At 30.5% G+C, this 18,620-nt stretch carries 21 protein-coding genes; 15 read left to right on the top strand and 6 right to left on the bottom strand.

Annotated elements, in window-relative coordinates; all coding sequences use genetic code 11:
* Positions 1-17 precede the first annotated feature (17 nt).
* Both P8F83_RS22625 and P8F83_RS22630 read right to left on the bottom strand, forming a co-directional pair.
* Positions 18-539, bottom strand: coding sequence for a YjbQ family protein (locus P8F83_RS22625; RefSeq protein WP_326512784.1), 522 nt, complete (start codon positions 537-539; stop codon positions 18-20).
* 15 nt (positions 540-554) lie between these two features.
* Complete coding sequence (locus tag P8F83_RS22630; protein WP_326512785.1) at positions 555-1,241, bottom strand: triose-phosphate isomerase; 687 nt, start codon at positions 1,239-1,241, stop codon at positions 555-557.
* 260 nt (positions 1,242-1,501) lie between these two features.
* Here P8F83_RS22630 and P8F83_RS22635 point away from each other — a divergent pair, with 260 nt between their 5' ends.
* The 3 genes from P8F83_RS22635 (at position 1,502) to P8F83_RS22645 (ending at position 4,480) form a co-directional block, all read left to right on the top strand.
* Complete coding sequence (locus P8F83_RS22635) at positions 1,502-2,227, top strand: GntR family transcriptional regulator (protein ID WP_326512786.1); 726 nt, start codon at positions 1,502-1,504, stop codon at positions 2,225-2,227.
* A 198-nt stretch (positions 2,228-2,425) separates the two neighbouring features.
* On the top strand, positions 2,426-3,565 hold the full coding sequence (locus P8F83_RS22640; protein ID WP_326512787.1) for a Gfo/Idh/MocA family protein: 1,140 nt from the start codon (positions 2,426-2,428) through the stop codon (positions 3,563-3,565).
* Positions 3,566-3,631: 66 nt separating this feature from the next.
* Positions 3,632-4,480: an aldo/keto reductase gene (locus P8F83_RS22645; protein ID WP_326512788.1), complete on the top strand. Its 849-nt coding sequence runs from the start codon at positions 3,632-3,634 to the stop codon at positions 4,478-4,480.
* A 65-nt stretch (positions 4,481-4,545) separates the two neighbouring features.
* On the opposite strand, the gene P8F83_RS22650 is transcribed toward P8F83_RS22645, so the two are convergent.
* The gene (locus P8F83_RS22650) at positions 4,546-4,758 is read right to left on the bottom strand and encodes a DUF2922 domain-containing protein (RefSeq protein WP_326512789.1); all 213 of its coding nucleotides are present in this window, start codon (positions 4,756-4,758) and stop codon (positions 4,546-4,548) included.
* Positions 4,759-4,797: 39 nt separating this feature from the next.
* Positions 4,798-5,025 carry a DUF1659 domain-containing protein gene (locus tag P8F83_RS22655; RefSeq protein WP_315110773.1) on the bottom strand — a complete coding sequence of 76 codons (228 nt, stop codon included), beginning with the start codon at positions 5,023-5,025 and terminating at the stop codon, positions 4,798-4,800.
* A gap of 290 nt (positions 5,026-5,315) precedes the next feature.
* Between P8F83_RS22655 and P8F83_RS22660 the strand changes: the two genes are divergently transcribed.
* From P8F83_RS22660 to P8F83_RS22670, 3 genes are all read left to right on the top strand, one after another.
* On the top strand, positions 5,316-5,762 hold the full coding sequence (locus tag P8F83_RS22660) for a hypothetical protein (RefSeq protein ID WP_326512790.1): 447 nt from the start codon (positions 5,316-5,318) through the stop codon (positions 5,760-5,762).
* 85 nt (positions 5,763-5,847) lie between these two features.
* Complete coding sequence (locus tag P8F83_RS22665; protein ID WP_326512791.1) at positions 5,848-6,630, top strand: MurR/RpiR family transcriptional regulator; 783 nt, start codon at positions 5,848-5,850, stop codon at positions 6,628-6,630.
* A 141-nt stretch (positions 6,631-6,771) separates the two neighbouring features.
* A complete protein-coding gene (locus P8F83_RS22670) occupies positions 6,772-8,151 on the top strand; it encodes a 6-phospho-beta-glucosidase (RefSeq protein ID WP_073022354.1) in 1,380 nt (459 codons plus the stop codon).
* 66 nt (positions 8,152-8,217) lie between these two features.
* On the opposite strand, the gene P8F83_RS22675 is transcribed toward P8F83_RS22670, so the two are convergent.
* Complete coding sequence (locus tag P8F83_RS22675) at positions 8,218-9,249, bottom strand: LacI family DNA-binding transcriptional regulator (RefSeq protein WP_326512792.1); 1,032 nt, start codon at positions 9,247-9,249, stop codon at positions 8,218-8,220.
* A 636-nt stretch (positions 9,250-9,885) separates the two neighbouring features.
* Between P8F83_RS22675 and P8F83_RS22680 the strand changes: the two genes are divergently transcribed.
* The 7 genes from P8F83_RS22680 to P8F83_RS22710 all read left to right on the top strand — a co-directional run bounded on the left by P8F83_RS22680 (position 9,886) and on the right by P8F83_RS22710 (position 15,808).
* Positions 9,886-10,266, top strand: coding sequence for a transcriptional regulator GutM (locus tag P8F83_RS22680; protein WP_326512793.1), 381 nt, complete (start codon positions 9,886-9,888; stop codon positions 10,264-10,266).
* 35 nt (positions 10,267-10,301) lie between these two features.
* A complete protein-coding gene (srlA, locus tag P8F83_RS22685) occupies positions 10,302-10,850 on the top strand; it encodes a PTS glucitol/sorbitol transporter subunit IIC (protein WP_337250877.1) in 549 nt (182 codons plus the stop codon).
* Between the two features lie 23 nt (positions 10,851-10,873).
* Positions 10,874-11,869: a PTS glucitol/sorbitol transporter subunit IIB gene (srlE, locus tag P8F83_RS22690; RefSeq protein WP_326512794.1), complete on the top strand. Its 996-nt coding sequence runs from the start codon at positions 10,874-10,876 to the stop codon at positions 11,867-11,869.
* Positions 11,870-11,917: 48 nt separating this feature from the next.
* Positions 11,918-12,274, top strand: coding sequence for a PTS glucitol/sorbitol transporter subunit IIA (locus P8F83_RS22695; protein ID WP_073022350.1), 357 nt, complete (start codon positions 11,918-11,920; stop codon positions 12,272-12,274).
* Between the two features lie 174 nt (positions 12,275-12,448).
* Positions 12,449-13,402 (top strand): sugar-binding transcriptional regulator, encoded by a 954-nt coding sequence (locus P8F83_RS22700; protein WP_326512795.1) that lies wholly within the window; start codon positions 12,449-12,451, stop codon positions 13,400-13,402.
* Between the two features lie 164 nt (positions 13,403-13,566).
* Entirely contained in the window at positions 13,567-14,859 is a 1,293-nt protein-coding gene (locus tag P8F83_RS22705; protein ID WP_326512796.1) for an NAD(P)H-dependent oxidoreductase, read from the top strand.
* Positions 14,860-14,962: 103 nt separating this feature from the next.
* Complete coding sequence (locus tag P8F83_RS22710) at positions 14,963-15,808, top strand: Cof-type HAD-IIB family hydrolase (RefSeq protein ID WP_326512797.1); 846 nt, start codon at positions 14,963-14,965, stop codon at positions 15,806-15,808.
* A 104-nt stretch (positions 15,809-15,912) separates the two neighbouring features.
* Here the strand turns inward: P8F83_RS22710 and P8F83_RS22715 are convergent, their stop codons facing one another.
* The gene (locus P8F83_RS22715) at positions 15,913-16,392 is read right to left on the bottom strand and encodes an S-ribosylhomocysteine lyase (protein ID WP_326512798.1); all 480 of its coding nucleotides are present in this window, start codon (positions 16,390-16,392) and stop codon (positions 15,913-15,915) included.
* Between the two features lie 451 nt (positions 16,393-16,843).
* Here P8F83_RS22715 and P8F83_RS22720 point away from each other — a divergent pair, with 451 nt between their 5' ends.
* Together P8F83_RS22720 and P8F83_RS22725 are read left to right on the top strand one after the other, a co-directional pair.
* Positions 16,844-17,515 (top strand): response regulator transcription factor, encoded by a 672-nt coding sequence (locus tag P8F83_RS22720; protein WP_326512799.1) that lies wholly within the window; start codon positions 16,844-16,846, stop codon positions 17,513-17,515.
* Entirely contained in the window at positions 17,512-18,537 is a 1,026-nt protein-coding gene (locus P8F83_RS22725; protein ID WP_326512800.1) for a sensor histidine kinase, read from the top strand. Before P8F83_RS22720 ends, P8F83_RS22725 begins: the two co-directional genes overlap by 4 nt.
* Positions 18,538-18,620: the final 83 nt, after the last annotated feature.

The following is an 18,620-nucleotide window of genomic DNA, read 5'->3' on the forward strand; positions in this document are numbered from 1 at the left end:
CCTCCATATTAAATAAATTATTCTCCCATTACTATAATTTTGCATTTACGAGTACGAGATCTTGTACGATCAAAGTCTACAAAATAAACATATCCTGTAGTTCCAACTCCTAAGGCTCCATTATCAACTTCAAAAGTTTCACTAGAACCAAGTAGAGTTGCTTTTAAATGTGCATCACAGTTAAATAATGCAGAACGATCTGCGTTTGGAAGATAACTTGAGGCATCTGGCCATGATTCAACAGCTTTATAATGTTCTTCCCCAGGATAATTGTATTGACCTAGTGAAACATTGTCTGGAATTATTTTTTTTAGTACATCATTTAAGTCTACTTGAAGAAATTCATCACCATTTTCAGTGTAATCATGAACAAATTCTTCAAAAAATACTGAACAGGTAGTATGTGGAGAAATTACAACACAGATACCATTTTGTATGTTACTTTTCTTTATTGCTTCCCTTACTTGTGGAGTAATATCAAAAAAACTTGGTGTTTCTCCGTGAGATGTTAAACTTATTTGTTCTTTATAAACGCTCATATTATAACCCCCTATTTATTCCTTATCTTTTATTGCTCTAACCATTGCTTCAGCCCATTCTTCTATACGTATTTTAGGATCTGGAGCCCCTAAAATACCATTTGTTCCGCCAGTACCATCAGCACCAAGCTTAATAACGTTATAAACATCCTCAGCGGTGGTAACCCCCGAAGCTATCATAACTAAAGTATTAGGGCTCATGTCTCTAATCTTTTCCGTAGTTTCTATTACATAACTGTTATCAGCTGTTTTACCTGTTCCTATTAATTCTGTAGGTTCAGCTAAGATTATGTCTGGATTAAATTTAGAAAGTGCAACAGCTTCAGAAACAGAGTCAGCACATACTATAGTTTTTATATCAAGTTCACGTGCCCTTTCAATTGTCTTAGACAGTTCCGCTACAGTCATTGGATTTTCAGCATGATTTAAGAAAACTGCTTTTGCACCAGCTTCTTTTAAAGATTCTGGTAATACATGTCCCATTCCACGCCCTGGTTTTAAGGATTCCATATGCTGAGCAGTTACAATTACGTTAGTAGTATTTTCGCTAATATAACGAATATCTGCAAATGGACATGTAAAAAACATTTCTATACCTGTTTCTTTAGCTATTTTGTCAGCAGCTAGTGCTAAATCTAGAGATCGTTTTCCATATAGATAGGATTTTGGATTTACAACTAAAAATGGTGTTCTTATTTTCATAAATTAATAGACCCTCCTTTAATTTATATCTTTACCACTGGTAAAATAATTGTACCATAGGTAAAAATGGTCATCAATATAAAAATAGAAAATATTATAAATTTTAGGACTTGAGATAAAAGAGTAAGTGGAGTATAATTATTACCACTGGTAAATTGAAGAGGTCTTTTACTTGATGATTTTTCTTAAATATATTATTATTAAGTGAAAATAAATTTTAAAATAGATGATTTTAATTAATAGAAAGGGGCTGATTTTGAATGAAGAGAGCAGGTACTCCATTACATTTGGAGATTCAGGATGAAATGATAGCCTATTTTTCTAAATTCGAATATTATTCACCATTACCAGGTGAACGTGATTTATCCAATATGTTTAATGTAAGTAGACCAACCATTAGAAAAGCATTAGAAAAATTAGAGGATGAGAATATAATTGTAAGAATTCAAGGAAAAGGAACCTTTTACATAGGAAATAAAGTTCCAATAGATTATTCAGATTCTAATAATAATGGACTTGGATTATCTAGTATTTTAAGCTCAGCAGGGAAATTTACTAAAAATCGTGTACTTAAACAAGCTGTTGAATTCCCAAAATCCAATGTAGCATCTTATCTAAATATTTCTGAACAAGATTTAGTATTTCACTTAAAGAGAGTTAGGTATGTTAATGATGATTTGTATTCTCTAGCAGATGATTATATTCCATTAAAAATATGTCCTAAATTAATTGATATTGATTTTACAGAACATAATCTTTTTAGAACACTTGAGGAGCATAATGTAACTCCATATAAAGAGGAAAAAAATATAGAGATAAGAAAAGCTGATATTCAAGAAGCAACTTATCTTAATCTAAAAGAGAATGATCCTATCTCTATTACCCGTATTACTACCTACGATAAAGAGGGGAATATCATTCAATATGCAACTTCTAAATCAGATGCTTATAAAAGTACCTTTAGAATAATATCTAAAAAAGAATAGAACAAAGCACATTACTTATGTGCTTTAAAAAGCCTTCAAGAAGTAAAGCACATAAATACTTTTTGAAAGCTTTTTTATTACATAGAAATAGGAGAAATACATAAGTTAAAGTGGAAATATAAAGTTATATAAGTGATTTCAATCTTGGCACAGTGGTTGCTGATAGATAAGTAAGAAAGAAAATAGAGGAGGAGAAGAATGAAACAATTTCAAAAAGTTAAAACTGCTGTTATAGGTTGTGGAAAAATAAGTGGTATATATTTAGACAATATGATTAATAGGTTTGAAATCCTAGATGTAATTGGGTGTGGAGCCTTAAGTCTTCAAAGGGCTGAGGAAAAATCAAGGGAATTTGGAATAAAAGCTATGTCTGTTAATGAAATTTTGAATGACCCTGAGATTGAGTTGGTTGTAAACTTAACTCCTGCGACAGCTCACTATGAAGTAATAAAGAAATCATTAGAAGCAGGGAAAAATGTATATACCGAAAAAGTTATAACTCCAGATTTAAAAGATGCTCTTGAACTTAAGGAAATTGCGAAAAAACAAAACTTAAGAATTGGGTGTGCACCTGATACATTTCTTGGTGCAGCTATACAGACAGCTCGTAAGGTCATTGATAGTGGTGGAATAGGAAAGATTGTTTCATGCCATGCAGCAGTAAATCGTGATATGGAGTTTTTATATTATCCAGGAGCATTTCATACGGCAAAGGGGGGAGGCATAGGTTTTAATGTTGGTATTTATTATATTACAGCATTACTTAGTATTTTAGGACCTGTTGAAAAGGTTAGTGGATTTGCTTGCAATACAAACCCAGAACATACTGTAGAGAATCCCTCATTACCTAGCTTTGGTGAAACTTTTATGGTTGAAAGTGAAAACGTAATGATATCAAATATGAAATTTAAAAGTGGAGTATATGGAACAATGAATTTCACTTCAAATACCATATGGCCTCAAGTACCGGTGTTAACTATTTATGGTACGGAAGGGATTATAAATCTTCCAGATCCAGATAAGTTTGGAGGAACGGTATTATTACAGAAAAAAGGAATGAAAGAATCCATTGAAATACAAAATTGTTATGGATATGGTGAGAATTCTAGAGGTCTTGGGGTGGCAGAAATGGCATGGGCTATGAGAAAAGATAGACCACATCGTGCAAATATTGATATGGGATGTCATGCGGTGGAAATTTTAAATGGTATTGTTAAATGTACAGAAACAGGACAAGTACAAACTATGGAAACTGAATTTGAGTTAATACCTGCATTACCAGAAGGATATCTAGATAATTATTTTGGTAGAAATCAAGAGAGTGCTTTAATTATATAATAAAGATCTTTTATTGTGATAAACTATTATTATAAGAATTTATAGTAAAGTTGGAGGATGATATAAATGAATAAGATGAGTGATGATTTTATACTTAGTAATGGATATAAAATTCCATGTGTTGGATTTGGAACCTGGCAGACACCAGATGGAGCTACAGCAGTTAGTTCTGTAAAAGCAGCTCTTACTTCTGGATACAAACATATTGATACAGCAGCTGTTTATGGTAATGAAAAAAGTGTTGGTACAGGAATTTCTGAAAGTAAGGTATCACGTGAAGAGCTTTTTGTTACAAGTAAAGTATGGAATAAAGATCGTGGCTATGAGAAAACCATAGCTGCATTTAATAAAACATTAGATGATTTAGGATTAGACTATCTTGATTTATACTTAATTCATTGGCCTGCAAATGCAAAGCAGTTTTCAAATTGGGATGAAATCAATCTAGAAACATGGCGTGCAGTGACAAAGCTTTATAAAGAAGGAAAAATTCGTTCAATAGGTGTATCAAACTTTTTACCACATCACTTAAAGTCACTTATGAAAACTGAAATTCCACCAATGGTTAATCAGATAGAATTCCATCCAGGTCAAATGCAAAATGAGACTGTGGATTATTGCAAAAAACACAACATGTTAGTGGAAGCATGGAGCCCACTTGGGACAGGAAGAATGTTATCAAATGAAACACTTAAAGAAATCTCAGCAAAATATAATAAATCTGTAGCACAACTTTGTATACGTTGGTGTCTTCAAAATGAAGTACTTCCTTTACCAAAGTCAGTTACTCCTTCTCGTATAAAGGAAAATACTGAAATATTTGATTTTGTTATTTCTGATGAAGATATTTCCACAATTAACTCTATGGAGTATTGCGGTGGATCAGGAATGAATCCAGATGAAGTTAAGTTTTAGAAAAGTAAAAAACACTATATAAAGACAAGAGTTCAGCAAAACTTAATGCTGAACTCTCTTTTTCATCAAATTATAGTGGTTTCTTCCTTTTTGACTACTTTAGCAGAATTAATTGCAACTAAAGAGCCATTTTTTGTTTCAAAGAAGTTATTATCTATAATAAGATTCATTAAATTTTCTACTTCAGCTTTAGTTATATTTTCCCTAACACCAGCTATAGATATAGAAGATTTTGAACCATTGGAGGTGATAAAACTTAATGATAGAATAAAGCTCATATAACAACCCACCTTTCTAATTTAATATTTTTAATATATCTAATCATTTTTAACTATTTTAGATACGTCAAATACTAAAGCGTCTCGGGTATCATTAGATAAAATACCTCTTATAGCTTCTGCAAGCTCATAAAGGGCATCTACATTATAATCAGGTCTTAGGCCAGAAAAATTAAGCTTTTTATAAACAATTTCTCCTGCCTTATTAACTCCATTTTCAACCTCGACAGTAAATTGAGACGAAGTCGCTATCTTTTCTATTGACATTTTTATCAACTCCTAATAATTGATTACTCTTTACTATATGAATAAAAATAGAATTTGGGCACAATTTATCAAAAAAAATCGAATGTGGGAAAATAGCGAGAAAACCTTGTGGAATTCTAAGTTAAATAAATTTATTTTAATATTATGTTTAATAACCATATAACCATATATCCAGAAATCCAGAAATCCAGTTAACCAGAAAACTGGATATCCAGAAATCCAGATATCCAGCTAAAAAATTGTATCTTTTGAGTTTTGGTAGAATATTATTTTAACAAGAGGTGATGTTTATGGCTGAAAAAGTAAAGTTATCAGCTCATGAGGTTGATGAAATATTAAAAGAAGATGATGAAAAAGGCTCTATTAATATAGAGTGGACTGATGAGGAGGAGATTGACGGGGAAGTAGTAAATGAACTTATAAGTTCTAGGTATGAAGAGGTAACTTCTAATAGTAAAAAGGAAACAGTTTTAATAAATAAAGAAGAAAAAGATTTTGAAGTTAGAAAAATAAAAAGAGGAAAACGCAAGACTCCTACGATAGACGGAGAGGAATTTGATGTAAAAAGAACATATATGATGAGGAAATCAACGGTTAGAATGCTCAATCAGCTCAAAGGAATGAGTGAAGATGTAGATATTCATATGAGTACAATACTTGATATAGTTATTAGGCACTATTTTAATAGCGTAATTGAAGATGGTAAAAATGAAGTGTATTTAGGCAAGAAACAATAAAGGTTATTAAGAGACCTTTTCTTAATTTGTAAATCACATACTTTCTAAAAAAAATATGATACTATAGTTAGGGAGGTGTAGATACATGCCAAGTATTATTCTTTTATTATTAAATGTCATAAATACTGAAGAAGAGGATTCTGTAAATTATAAGATAGCTCACTATCTATTAAATAATACAAGCAGCTTTAAGTCTTTTTCAACTAGTAGTATTGCAGAGGGATGCAATGTTTCAAAAGCTACAATAAGTAGGTTCTGTAAGAAAATTGGAGTAGATAGCTTTTATGAGTTAAAATATATGTTTCAAGACAGGAAATCTGATTTAGAAGAGAAGTATGGGCTTGTTGTAGGACATGAAAATAGCCACTCTTATTTTATAAATCAGGCTATAAGTTCAATGAAGTTATTAAATGAAAATCTAGATGGTTATCTTTTGAGTAACTTAATTGAGGATATTTTTAAATATAAAAAAGTTGCTATGTTTGGACATATGCAATCAGGTAGCATAGCAATATCAATGCAACATGAGTTATTTTCAAGTGGAAAAATGGTGGATACTCGTATCCCTTTTATGGCTCAAAAAAAATATATCGAAGAGGCAACAGAAGAAAATCTTATTATAGCTTTTTCTTCTTCAGGTACATATTTTTTACGAATATTTCAAAATGAAGAGTTTTTTAACAAAAGTAATGCACCTAAAATATATTTGATAACAACCTCAAGTATAAAGAAGCCTTCTTATATTGATCATGTTATTGCTCTGCCAAACAATAATATGTTAGAATCTTCTCTAATACTTGAGTGTTATGCAAAACTTATTGCTCTAAAATATTATGAGCATGTAAATGGGAATTTAAATAATACATAAATAGTACTACAACGTGGACGATTACACATTGTAAATTTCTTTATCTGAAACTTGTTTCACAAAATGAAATAATATTGAAGTGAGACAAGATTTAATATATTGTAAAGGTATAGATCACTTAAGATTTAAGGAGGATTAGCAATGGATAAGAAGCCAGTTAAAATTGTTACAATCGGTGGAGGCAGCAGTTACACTCCAGAATTAATGGAGGGTTTTATAAAGAGATTTGATGAACTACCAATAAGAGAAATTTGGTTAGTTGACGTAGAAGCAGGAAAAGAAAAATTAGAAATCGTTGGTGCTATGGCTCAACGTATGTGGGATGCATCACCATATGATGTAAAAGTTCACTTAACTTTAGATAGAAGAGAAGCATTAAAAGATGCTGATTTCGTTACTACTCAATTCAGAGTTGGTTTATTAAACGCTCGTATAAAAGATGAAAGAATTCCTTTCTCTCATGGATTATTAGGACAAGAAACAAATGGAGCAGGTGGTATATTTAAAGCTTTAAGAACAATACCTGTAATTTTAGATATAGTTGAAGATATGAAGGAACTTTGCCCAAATGCTTGGTTAGTTAACTTTACAAATCCAAGTGGAATGGTAACTGAAGCTGTAGTTAGATATGGTAAATGGGATAAGGTTATAGGACTTTGTAACGTACCAGTTGGAGCTATGATGAATGAACCAGGAATGATAGGTAAAACATTAGATGATTTAACTTACAAGTTTGCAGGATTAAACCATTTCCATTGGCATAAAGTTTTCGATAACAATGGTAAAAATGTTACTGCAGAAATCATTGATAAAATGTACAGTGAAGATGCTGGAATTCCAAAGAATATCCATGCAGTTGCATTCATGAGAGAACAAATAGATCAAATGCAATTAATCCCTTGTGGATATCATAGATACTACTACTTACAAGAAGAAATGTTAGAACATGGTTTAGAGGAATACAATGGAGTTGGAACTAGAGCTCAACAAGTTAAAGTAACTGAAGGTGAGTTATTTGAACTTTATAAAGATCCTAACCTAAACTACAAACCAGAACAATTAACTAAACGTGGTGGTACTCACTATTCAGATGCTGCTTGTGAAACAATAGCTTCTATATATGGTGACAAAAAGCAACACATTGTTGTTTCTACTCAAAATAATGGATCTGTTCCAGATCTTCCAGCAGATTGTGTTGTAGAAGTTTCTGCTTACATTTCAGCAAGCGGTGCTCTTCCAATAGCATTTGGACCTTTAGCACCAGCAGAACGTGGATGGTTACAAGTTATGAAGAACATGGAACTTTGTGTATGTGAAGCTGCTGTAACTGGAGACTATGGTCTACTTATGCAAGCATTCTTCTTAAATCCACAAATACCAAGTGGAAAAACTGCTAAACGTGTAATGGACGAGCTTTTAATAGCTCACAAGAAACATTTACCTCAATTCGCTGCTAAAATAGCTGAATTAGAAGCAGCAGGAGTAACTGTTAAAGATGAAATAGCTGGAAGTATAGATTAATTAGTTTACTAATTAAAAAAATATAAAAAAGTAAGGTAGGTCAAAATGACTTACCTTATTTTTTTCTTAAACTAATCTAACGGATTTTCTCTCAACAAGTTTTGTTTCAATTCGAATCTTTCTAGAAAGCGACACTTCTAAAGACTTATCATTATTATGTATAAGATGAATAAGTTCATCTACTGCTTCAAATGCAAAAGTACGTTTAGGTATACTTATAGTGGTAAGGGGTGGAGAAGTAACTTCACATATACTCCTGTCATTAAAGCCTATAATTGAAATATCTTCTGGAATTTTATAGCCATATTCAGTAAAGGCTCGAAGAGCACCAACAGCAATAGTATCATCGTCACAAACAAAAGCTGAAGGAAGTTTTGGTGATTTATTTATTTCTAAGAGCCCTTTAATGTCTTGATAGCTTCCTTCTTCTGTATGACGAACTTCTAATATATCAGAAGAGGAAAAGGTAAGATTAAAGTATTCCAAAGCGCTTTCATATCCTTTTTTACGTTCTTCAAAACTACTTATACGTATATTACTTTTAAGATACCCTATTCGGTAATGATTCATTTTTACCAAGTGTTCAATGGCTTGGAAGGTACCCATAATATTGTTTATTGATACGGTGTTGCAGCTAAGTCTAGAAAAATCATTATCAATAGCTACTATTGGAATTTGAAGGTTTTTAAAACCTTTCATATTTTCATCATTCATTTCTGTTGCAAATATAATAGCACCTTTAAGGTTAAGTTCAGATATGTGGTCGATTTGAGGTTTAAGAGAGCGTCTTTCATCTATAGTTGAAAGCAGTATATTATAGCCATAGCTTCTAGCATGAATCTCAATAAATTCCATTAAAACAAGAAAAAAAGGGCTAATATCTAAAATAGCACCATGTTTTTTATAAATAACAAAGCCAATATTATTATTTTGTACCTCGGTGGTTATTTTTTTTATTAGATATCCAAAACCCATTTCATTTAGTTGTGTAATAATTTTTGTTCTAGTAGAATCAGAAACTCCGGGCTTATTATTAAGAATTAATGATAATGAAGCTGGAGAAATTTTAAGCTTTTGAGCTATTTCTCTATTTGTCATAAGGTCTTCCTCCTTGAAGGTATAACAAACATAATTTTTCAGATTACGTTTTCAATTATTTATGTAAATTATACAAAATGTAGAAGTAAATATCAATGATTCAATAATTTGTTTAGTAAAATTCACTAAATATTTTGAATATTTAGTATTTACAAGCTGAATGTTTAGTTATACAATCTAAACTATAAAAATAATACCTAATATTTAGTAATTAAGTAAAATAATTAAATGATACTTTCCCTAAATTCTAACTTAATAGCTATAAAATAAGGACTGTAAATTTTTTATAATACTAGGAAAAATATATTGACTAAAAAGATTAAAGATAATATAATCTTTGTGAACAAAAATAAAAGAGGTGAACAAATGTAAAAGAGAAATCTAAAGGGGGGGAGAACATGTTAGGATTGAATTGTAAATTAAACGAGTTAAGGGTTAAAAATAGTTCAGATGGATAAGTTATTTATGGACAAGTTCTAGGTTTAATATTGATTAGTAATAGGGTTTATTGATTTATAGTTTTTGTAAACGTTAGTATTAGGTTGGAGTAATTTGGAATAATAGAATGTTTGTTGTTAAAGCTAATTGGATATTAAATTATTAGAATAATAGTATAAAAAATATTAGGAGGTTTCTATGGTAAAGTTTGTTTATATTGCATTTTTGTTCATGATTTTACAAGGTGGTTTAACGTGGCTTCAGGTTGTTAACTATAAAAAAACAGTAAAGAGCTTAAAGAATAAGGGGATTATAGGCATTGGAGTGCAAAAAGGAAAACTTAAAGCGGGTAGAATTATTATACTTGTTAGTAATGAGGTTGGAGATATTATTACTGGGAAGGAAATGCATGGTATGACTATTTTTGCTAGGTTTAAGGAACTTAGAGGAATTCAAGGTAAGGATATATTTACCTTAAAAAAAGAAATCGCTGAGAAGGACGGAAAAAATATTGCTTTAATAAGTGCCGTTGACAGTATAGAAAATTCTTTAAGTAAGATAAAATTATCAATCAATTAATATCAAAAAATTATATTGAAAGGAGAATTTTTATGTTGGATGTTTTGTCTAATTTAGCGCAAGGTTTTATAGGTCTATTTAATAAGGGAGGAGAAAACTTTTTAGGTTTAGTAACTGGAATTCTACCAACCCTTATTGTACTTATGACTGGAGTTAATGCAATTATTAAAATAATAGGTGAAGAGAGAGTAAATAATTTTGCTAAACTATGTACAAAAAATGTAATTACAAGATATACAATTTTTCCTATTTTAGCTGTGTTCTTTTTAACTAATCCAATGTGTTATACTTTTGGCAGATTTGTAGATGAAAAGTATAAACCAGCATTTTATGATGCTACCGTTTCATTTGTACATCCTGTTGTTGGCTTATTTCCTCATGCAAATGCTTCAGAATTATTTGTTTATATGGGAATAGCTCAAGGGTTAACAACTTTAGGATTACCGCTTCCTCAATTAGCAGTTAGATACTTTTTAGTTGGTATAATAGTTATATTTATTAGAGGAATTTTAACTGAAAAAATTACTAATATCATGATGAAGAGAGGGTCTTCAAATAAAATTGCCATTACAGAAAACGTTTAGTATATAAGAAGGGGGGAAAGGTTATGTATAAAGCTGTAAAGATAACAAAAGGAACAAGTGGATGGGGTGGCCCATTAATTATAGAGCCTACTGAAAAAAGAAATAAAATTGTAAGTGTAACAGGTCAAAGTATTCACCCTATTGCTTATAAAATAGCCGAATTAACTAATGGGGAAGTCGTTAATGGATTTTTAACAGGAGTAGCTGATGATGAAATGGCTGTAGTTGTTGTTGATTGCGGAGGAACAGCAAGATGTGGAGTATATCCTAAAAAAGGAGTATACACTGTAAATGTTATGGCTGTTGGGCAAGCAGGACCATTAGCAAAATATATTAAAGAAGACATTTATGTATCTGATGTTAAAGAAAACTGCATTCAATTATATGATGGAACAGTTGAAGAAAAACCAACTGAAACTTCTCTTCCAGAATCAAGTGAAGATAGAAAGAAGTATTATCAGGAGGTAAAAGCTAGTGCAGCTAAATATCAGAAGGAAAACTTCTTTGTTAGACTTGGTAAAGGTGTTGGTGAGGTTGTAGGAAAATTCTATCAGGCAGGTAGAGAATCTATTGATTCAGTTATTAAGAATGTACTGCCATTTATGGCTTTTGTAAGTTTAATAATTGGTATTATATTAAAATCTGGTATTGGTGATATTATTGCAAATACTATATCACCGTATGTTGGTTCATTGCCAGGTTTACTAATACTTTCATTAGTATGTTCAATTCCAATATTATCACCTTTGTTAGGACCAGGAGCAGTTATTGCACAAGTAGTAGGTGTGTTAATTGGGGTACAAATAGGACAAGGAAGCATACCACCACAATATGCACTGCCAGCATTATTTGCAATAAATCCACAAGTTGGATGTGACTTTATACCAGTAGGGCTTAGTCTAGCAGAGGCTAGTCCAGAGACTATTGAAGTTGGTGTTCCTGCTATATTATTTTCAAGAATAGTTACAGGTCCATTATCTGTTGTTATAGCATACTTCATTGGAATTGGTTTATATTAAATATATAAAGATTAATAACTATGCAAATTGAAAGATGGGGGAGATACTATGAAATACCGTTCTAAAATTACAGGGATTGGAGAATTGGCTTTTGAGTTATTGGAGGAAAATGATAGTCTAATTATATTTAATGATAATGCACCAGAAGAATTAGCTGAGATATCATTTTTGCATACTATTAGTGAGTTTCAAGAAGAAATAGCTGTTGGAGACAGTATTTTATTAGGAGATCAAGTATATACTGTTACTGCTGTAGGTTATGAAGCACTTCATACATTAAGAGAATTAGGGCACTGTACCTTTAGATTTTCTGGCAAAGATCAGGTTGACTTACCTGGACAAATTGAGCTGGAAGGACCAGGTAGACCTAATATGAAGATAGGGGATATGATAGTAATCAATTAAGTTTAAACTAAATTAATCCTACAAAAGTCATATGTATACAGGCATGACTTTTGTAGGATTTTTTCATATAATAAAATTTATGAACAAAAAGAAAGGCGTTGAACATTAGTCAGAGTTAATGTATTATAAACTTAGTATGATACATTTTAAAATATTTTGGAGGAGACAAAAATAATGAAAAAGTTTGTTGGTGAAGCAAATTTAATGATCAAGTGTTGTAAGTTATATTATGAAGAAAACCTTACTCAAAATGAAATAGCCACTATACTTGGAGTTTCAAGACCTACTATATCTAGGCTTTTAGACGAAGGAAGAAAATCAGGTGTTGTAAAGATAGAAATAGTAAATCCTATTGAAAATAATTATGGGATTTTAGAAAGAAATATTGAGAAAAAGTATAGTTTAAGAGAAGTTATAATTGTTGATGATGATAAAGATGATGATACGCAAAAGAAAAACCTTGCAAAAGCATGCGCAGAATATTTGAAAAGAATAGTGAAGGCGGATGACAACATAGGAGTGTCTATGGGGACGACAATAAAAAATATTGGTAAATACATAGAACCAAATAGTAAGTTGAATTTAACCTTAATACCACTTATAGGGGGAGTAGGTCAAACTCAGATTGAAATTCACCCAAACCATGTGGTTATGGATTTAGCTAGAGCTTTTAGAGGCGATTTTAAGCTTTTGCATGCGCCTGCTGTTGTATCTAACGGAGAAATAAGAAATACTTTTCTGAAGGAAGAAAGTTTAGAGAATATACTAGAAATGGGTAAAAAAGTTGATATAGCTATTGTTGGTATTGGTTCACCTATAACGGATAAATCTACAATGATGAGCAGCGGATATTTTGATGTTGATGATTTAAAAGTATTTAAAAAGCAGGGAGCTGCTGGCGATATATGTCTTCAGTTTTATGACATCAATGGACAGTCTGATGAATTTGAGTTTAATAACAGAGTTATAGGAGTGGAGCTAGATAATATAAAAAAAATACCAACTGTTATAGGAGTTGCTGGTGGAGAAGAGAAAATAGAAGCAATTGTTGGCGCTTTAAATGGAAAGTTTATAAATGTTCTTGTAACTAATTATAGTAATGCGAAAGCTATTTACGACCAGTTTTAATTTTAAAAAATCTTATTGAATTTATGTTTGTACAAATATAAATTCGATAAGATTTTTTTATTTATTTAAAATAGGTTGACTTATAAAAGAAAAGGCAATATAATCTTTGTGAACAAAAATCAAAGAACTGAACATATGTAAAAGTAAAAATAGGAGGGAAAGATATGTTAGGATTAAATTACAAACTTGAGGAATTAGAAAAAAAGGGTGAATTCATTTGTACGGGGGTAATAGGTACTGGTCAAATGGGAAGAGGTATGGTTAGTCAAATGATCCTTATGAAAGGAATGAAACCTTCTATAGTAGTTGATATTAATATAGAAAATGCTAAGAAGGCTCTGGCTTATGCAGGCATAGAAGAAAAGGACATACTACAAGCAGAAACACAAGAAGAGGCAGATGCCTGGGCAAAAGAAGGAAAGTATGTTATTGCAAGCAGTATTGATTTTGTTACTCAATCAAAAGCTGTACAAGTTGTTATAGATGCGACAGGTGTAACAGAAGTAGGAGCTAAGATTGCTTTAGATACAATAACAAATAAAAAACACATTGTTATGCTTAATGCAGAAGCTGACTGTGTAATAGGACCAATACTTAAAAAATTAGCTGATAATGCTGGAGTAGTATACACTGGTGCAGCTGGAGATGAACCAGGTGCTGTTAAGGAATTATATGACTTTGCTGTAGCCATGGGATTTGAAGTAAGAGTTGTAGGAAAGGGTAAAAACAACAAGGTTGATTTAGATTGTAATCCAGATACAGTAAAAGAAGAAGCTACAAGAAGAGGAGTTAGCCCTCACATGTTAGCAGCCTTTAAAGAAGGAAGTAAAACTATGGTTGAAATGGCTCTTATGTCTAATTCAACAGGATTTATCCCTGATGTTAGAGGAGCACATGGAATTTCTGGACAAGTATCTGAACTTCCAGCTAAGTTCTCACTAAAAGAAGAAGGTGGAATATTAGGTAAATACGGAGTTGTTGATTATGTTGATGGTATAGCTCCAGGAGTATTTGTAATAGTAAGTAGTCCATTACCAGAAGTTAATCATGAGATGCAATACTTAAGTATGGGACCTGGTCCAAACTATGTATTATATAGACCATATCACTTATGTAGTTTAGAAACACCTTTATCAGCAGCTATGGCAGTATTAGATCATAAAGCCACAATTGCACCAATAGCAGGACTAGTTTCAGAAGTAGTAACAGTTGCAAAGAAGGATCTTAAAGCTGGACAAAACTTAGATGGAATAGGTGGATACACAGTTTACGGTACACTTGAAAGAGCAGAAGTTGCTAAAGATTTAAATCTACTTCCAGTAGGTTTAGTTAGTAGAGATACCATATTAAAGCAAGATGTTAAAAAAGGTGATTTAATCACTTATGATATGGTTGAATTAAATGAAGATTCATTATTACTTCAATTAAGAAAGCTTCAAGACAAGATGTTTAATTAGGTAAATAGAAATTATCTTTCATTTTTAGAAAACAACAAGTCCTTTTATGCCTTATAATTATAATATAGTGTACTTAAAATTCTTATAATTATGAGGTGGGTTTATGACAGATAGAAAGATGATATTTATAGATGTTGATGGAACTTTGTGTAATGATGAAGGTTTAGTACCTGAATCTGCGGCTGTAGCTATAAAAGAAGCAAGAAAAAACGGACATGTAGTTTATCTATGTACAGGACGTTCAAAAGCAGAAATTTATGACTTTATAATTGAAATAGGCTTTGATGGAATAATCGGAGCTGGTGGTGGTTTTGTAGAGATTGGTGAAGAAATGCTTTATCATAAAAAAGTTAGTGAAGAGAATGTTAAGCATTTAGTTGACTTTTTTACAGAACATAAAGTGGATTTTTATATTGAATCTAATGGTGGATTATATGCAAGTGAAAATTTAATTCCAGAGTTAGAAAGACTTATTTATGGAGATATAGAAAGTGATCCAACTGCGAAACATAAAAAAGAAAATAATCCAAATTATTTTATTGAAGCATTAATTAGTGGACAAGATTTATATAGAAATGATGTTAATAAAGCTTGTTTCTTAGAACCTAAAGGAATTACTTTTGAACAGATTAGAGATGAATTTAAAAATGAGTTTGAAGTTATTCATTGTACAGTTCCAATGTTTGGAGATGATAGTGGAGAGCTTGGAGTTCCAGAGGTGCATAAGGCAACCGCCATCGAAACTCTTTTAGAGCATTTAAACATTGATGTTAAAGATACCATAGCTTTTGGGGATGGAATGAATGATGTAGAAATGTTTGAGTTTTGTAATTTAGGGATTGCAATGGGAAATGCAAAACCAGGTTTAAAAGAAATTGCTGATGAAATTACAGATACTCACGATGAAGGTGGTATTTATAATAGTTTCAAAAAACTTGGATTAATTTAGTAGACTTTTAGATATAAAGTTACTAAACATTTATTTATAGAGTTGTAAAATGTAAAGAGTAGTAATGGAATTTAAACCTATTACTACTCTTTATTAAAATGCTATTATTCTGGATAGTTTAAGGTAGCTTCACTGATATTTAGAAGAACCTCATTAAGGAATTTCTTTCCTAAATACTTAGCCATAGGCAGATTCATATCAAGATAGTTTCCACAATCTCTTGCAGATGCTCCAGGAATTTCTCCCTCAAAATCTGCAATAAATTTATATAAACCAGTTAATAAATCAACTATGTCTTTTGAAGCATAATCTCCATTTAGTAGTAGATAAAAACCTGTTCTACAGCCCATAGGACCAAAATAAACAATTTTTGATCCAAAATCAGCATGATTTCTTAAATATGTGGCACCTAAATGTTCAATAGCATGCATTTCAGCTGTATTCATAACTGGTTCAAAATTAGGTCTTGTCATTCTGATATCAAAAGTAGTGATAACACTCCCACCCACATTGTCTTTTCTTGAAACATATACTCCAGGATGTAATTCTAAATGATTAATTGTAAAACTTGCGATTTTTTCCATTATATTGCCTCCTCTGCTTTAAAAACAGCTTAACTTTAATATTATAATATATTATAACATTATTAATTTCATTGTGAATGATCTTAAGAATTTATGAGATTTAATTTTTACATCGAAGCTCACCTTTACTTCTGCATTAGAATATTTATCCATCCAATTATAGCTTTCTCCAGTAAATCTTCATTATCTTGGTTTTCAACATAGTTAACAGAGCTTGGAATAGAGTTTATACTTAATTTTATTGGAACAATAACATTAATAATAGGATAATTTCCGCTAATTAAGCAATGATTAATTTACAAAATATAGTACAATTAAATTAGAAATAGATTTGATTAATATATAACAACCAAAAGCTTCAGCTAATGAAGCTTCTAGTTAATTTCTTAATTGTAGAATTATGATAATATTTTAATAAAATCAGTAAGAGATTAAGTAAGAGGTGAAAAGATTGAAAAAAATATTGTTAATTGAAGATGATTTAGATGTTGCTAGAGAACTTTCTTTATCATTGAGAAGATGGGATTTAGAGGTGGAATTAATAGATAATTTTAATAATATAGTTAAGGAGTTTATAGATAAAAAACCAAGTCTTTTGTTGATGGATATTAATTTACCTTTTTACGATGGTTTTTATTGGTGTCAGAAAATAAGAGAACATTCAAAGGTTCCTATAATATTTTTATCTTCAAGAGATTCTAATATGGATATAATAATGGGAATGAATAATGGTGGAGATGATTATATTACAAAGCCTTTTTCAGTAGATGTATTAGTCTCAAAGATTAATGCATTATTACGTAGAAGCTATGATTATACAAGTTCAGATTCTCTAGTTTATTATAATGATGCAGTTTTAGATATTGAAAGATGTATTTTTAGATATAATGATAAGGAAATTGAGCTCACTAAGAATGAAATTAAGATATTATCATTATTAATAAAAAATAAAGGGAAAATAGTATCAAGGGAAAAGCTTATGATGCTCCTATGGAATGATGATGAATTTGTTAGTGATAATACATTAACAGTGAATGTTACAAGGCTTAGAGTTAAAATAAAAGAATTAGGATTAGATGATATTATTAAAACTAAAAAGGGGATAGGGTATTTTGTTCAATGAGTTTAAAGAGATTTATAAAAGAAAACATAAGAAGTATTTTATTTAACTGTGGTATCTTAGCTTTTATTAATATTTATTTCTTAGTATTAAGTTTAACAAGAGAAGATATGGGAGATATCTTTTATTTAGAGGCAATATTAATAGTATTTTATCTTTCAGGTTTTATAATAAAGTATCGCAGCTTTAAGGAACGATATCGTAGCCTATATGAAATTATTAAAGAAGATAATGATATTAGTATGAATGATATCGATAAAGGTTATTTAGAAGAAGAGATAATGAAATATATAATAAATAAAAAGGAATATAAATATTTAAAGCTTATAGAAAATAAGGATAAACAAATCAAAGATATGGAAGAATACATTTCAAGATGGGTTCATGAAATTAAGCTGCCTATAAGTGCTATATCTATGATTTTAGATCGTATGGATGATGTAGAGATAAGTGCAGAAATTAAAAATAAAATTGAAAAAATTAACTTTTTAGTTAATTCTGTTCTCTATGGAAGCAGAGCAACGGCAGCTGCTGAGGATATATTTATTTATGAGATTAATTTGCAGGAAACAATAAAACAAGCAATAAAAAATAACGCATTTATGCTGATAAAAAATAATATTGAGATAAAGCTAAAAAAGCTTGATTATAATGTTTTTACTGATAGGAAATGGATATTGTATGTCTTAGATCAACTTATTAATAATGCCATAAAGTATTCAAAAGAAAATGCGCAAATTCAATTTAGTGCTGAAGAAAGTGATAAATATATATGCTTAAATATTAGAGATAATGGAATAGGCATTGCAGAAGAAGATATAGAAAGAGTATTTAATAAAGGCTTTACAGGTAGTAATGGTAGAAATACTACATATAAATCAACTGGAATGGGACTTTATTTTTCTAAAAAAATTTTAGGAAAATTAGGTAGCTGCTTTGAAGTAGAATCAATAAAAGATGAATATACCTTATTTAAAATTAAATTTAATAAAATATCTGATTTTACTACCATTACGAAAATGTAACATTAGAACTTTAATTGTAATGTTAAGTGAAGGATTAATTTAAGAAAAAGCACTAAAATTAATTTGTAAGCTGACTAACAGTT

The organism is Clostridium intestinale (assembly GCF_035905475.1).
Lineage (GTDB): Bacteria > Bacillota > Clostridia > Clostridiales > Clostridiaceae > Clostridium_T > Clostridium_T intestinale.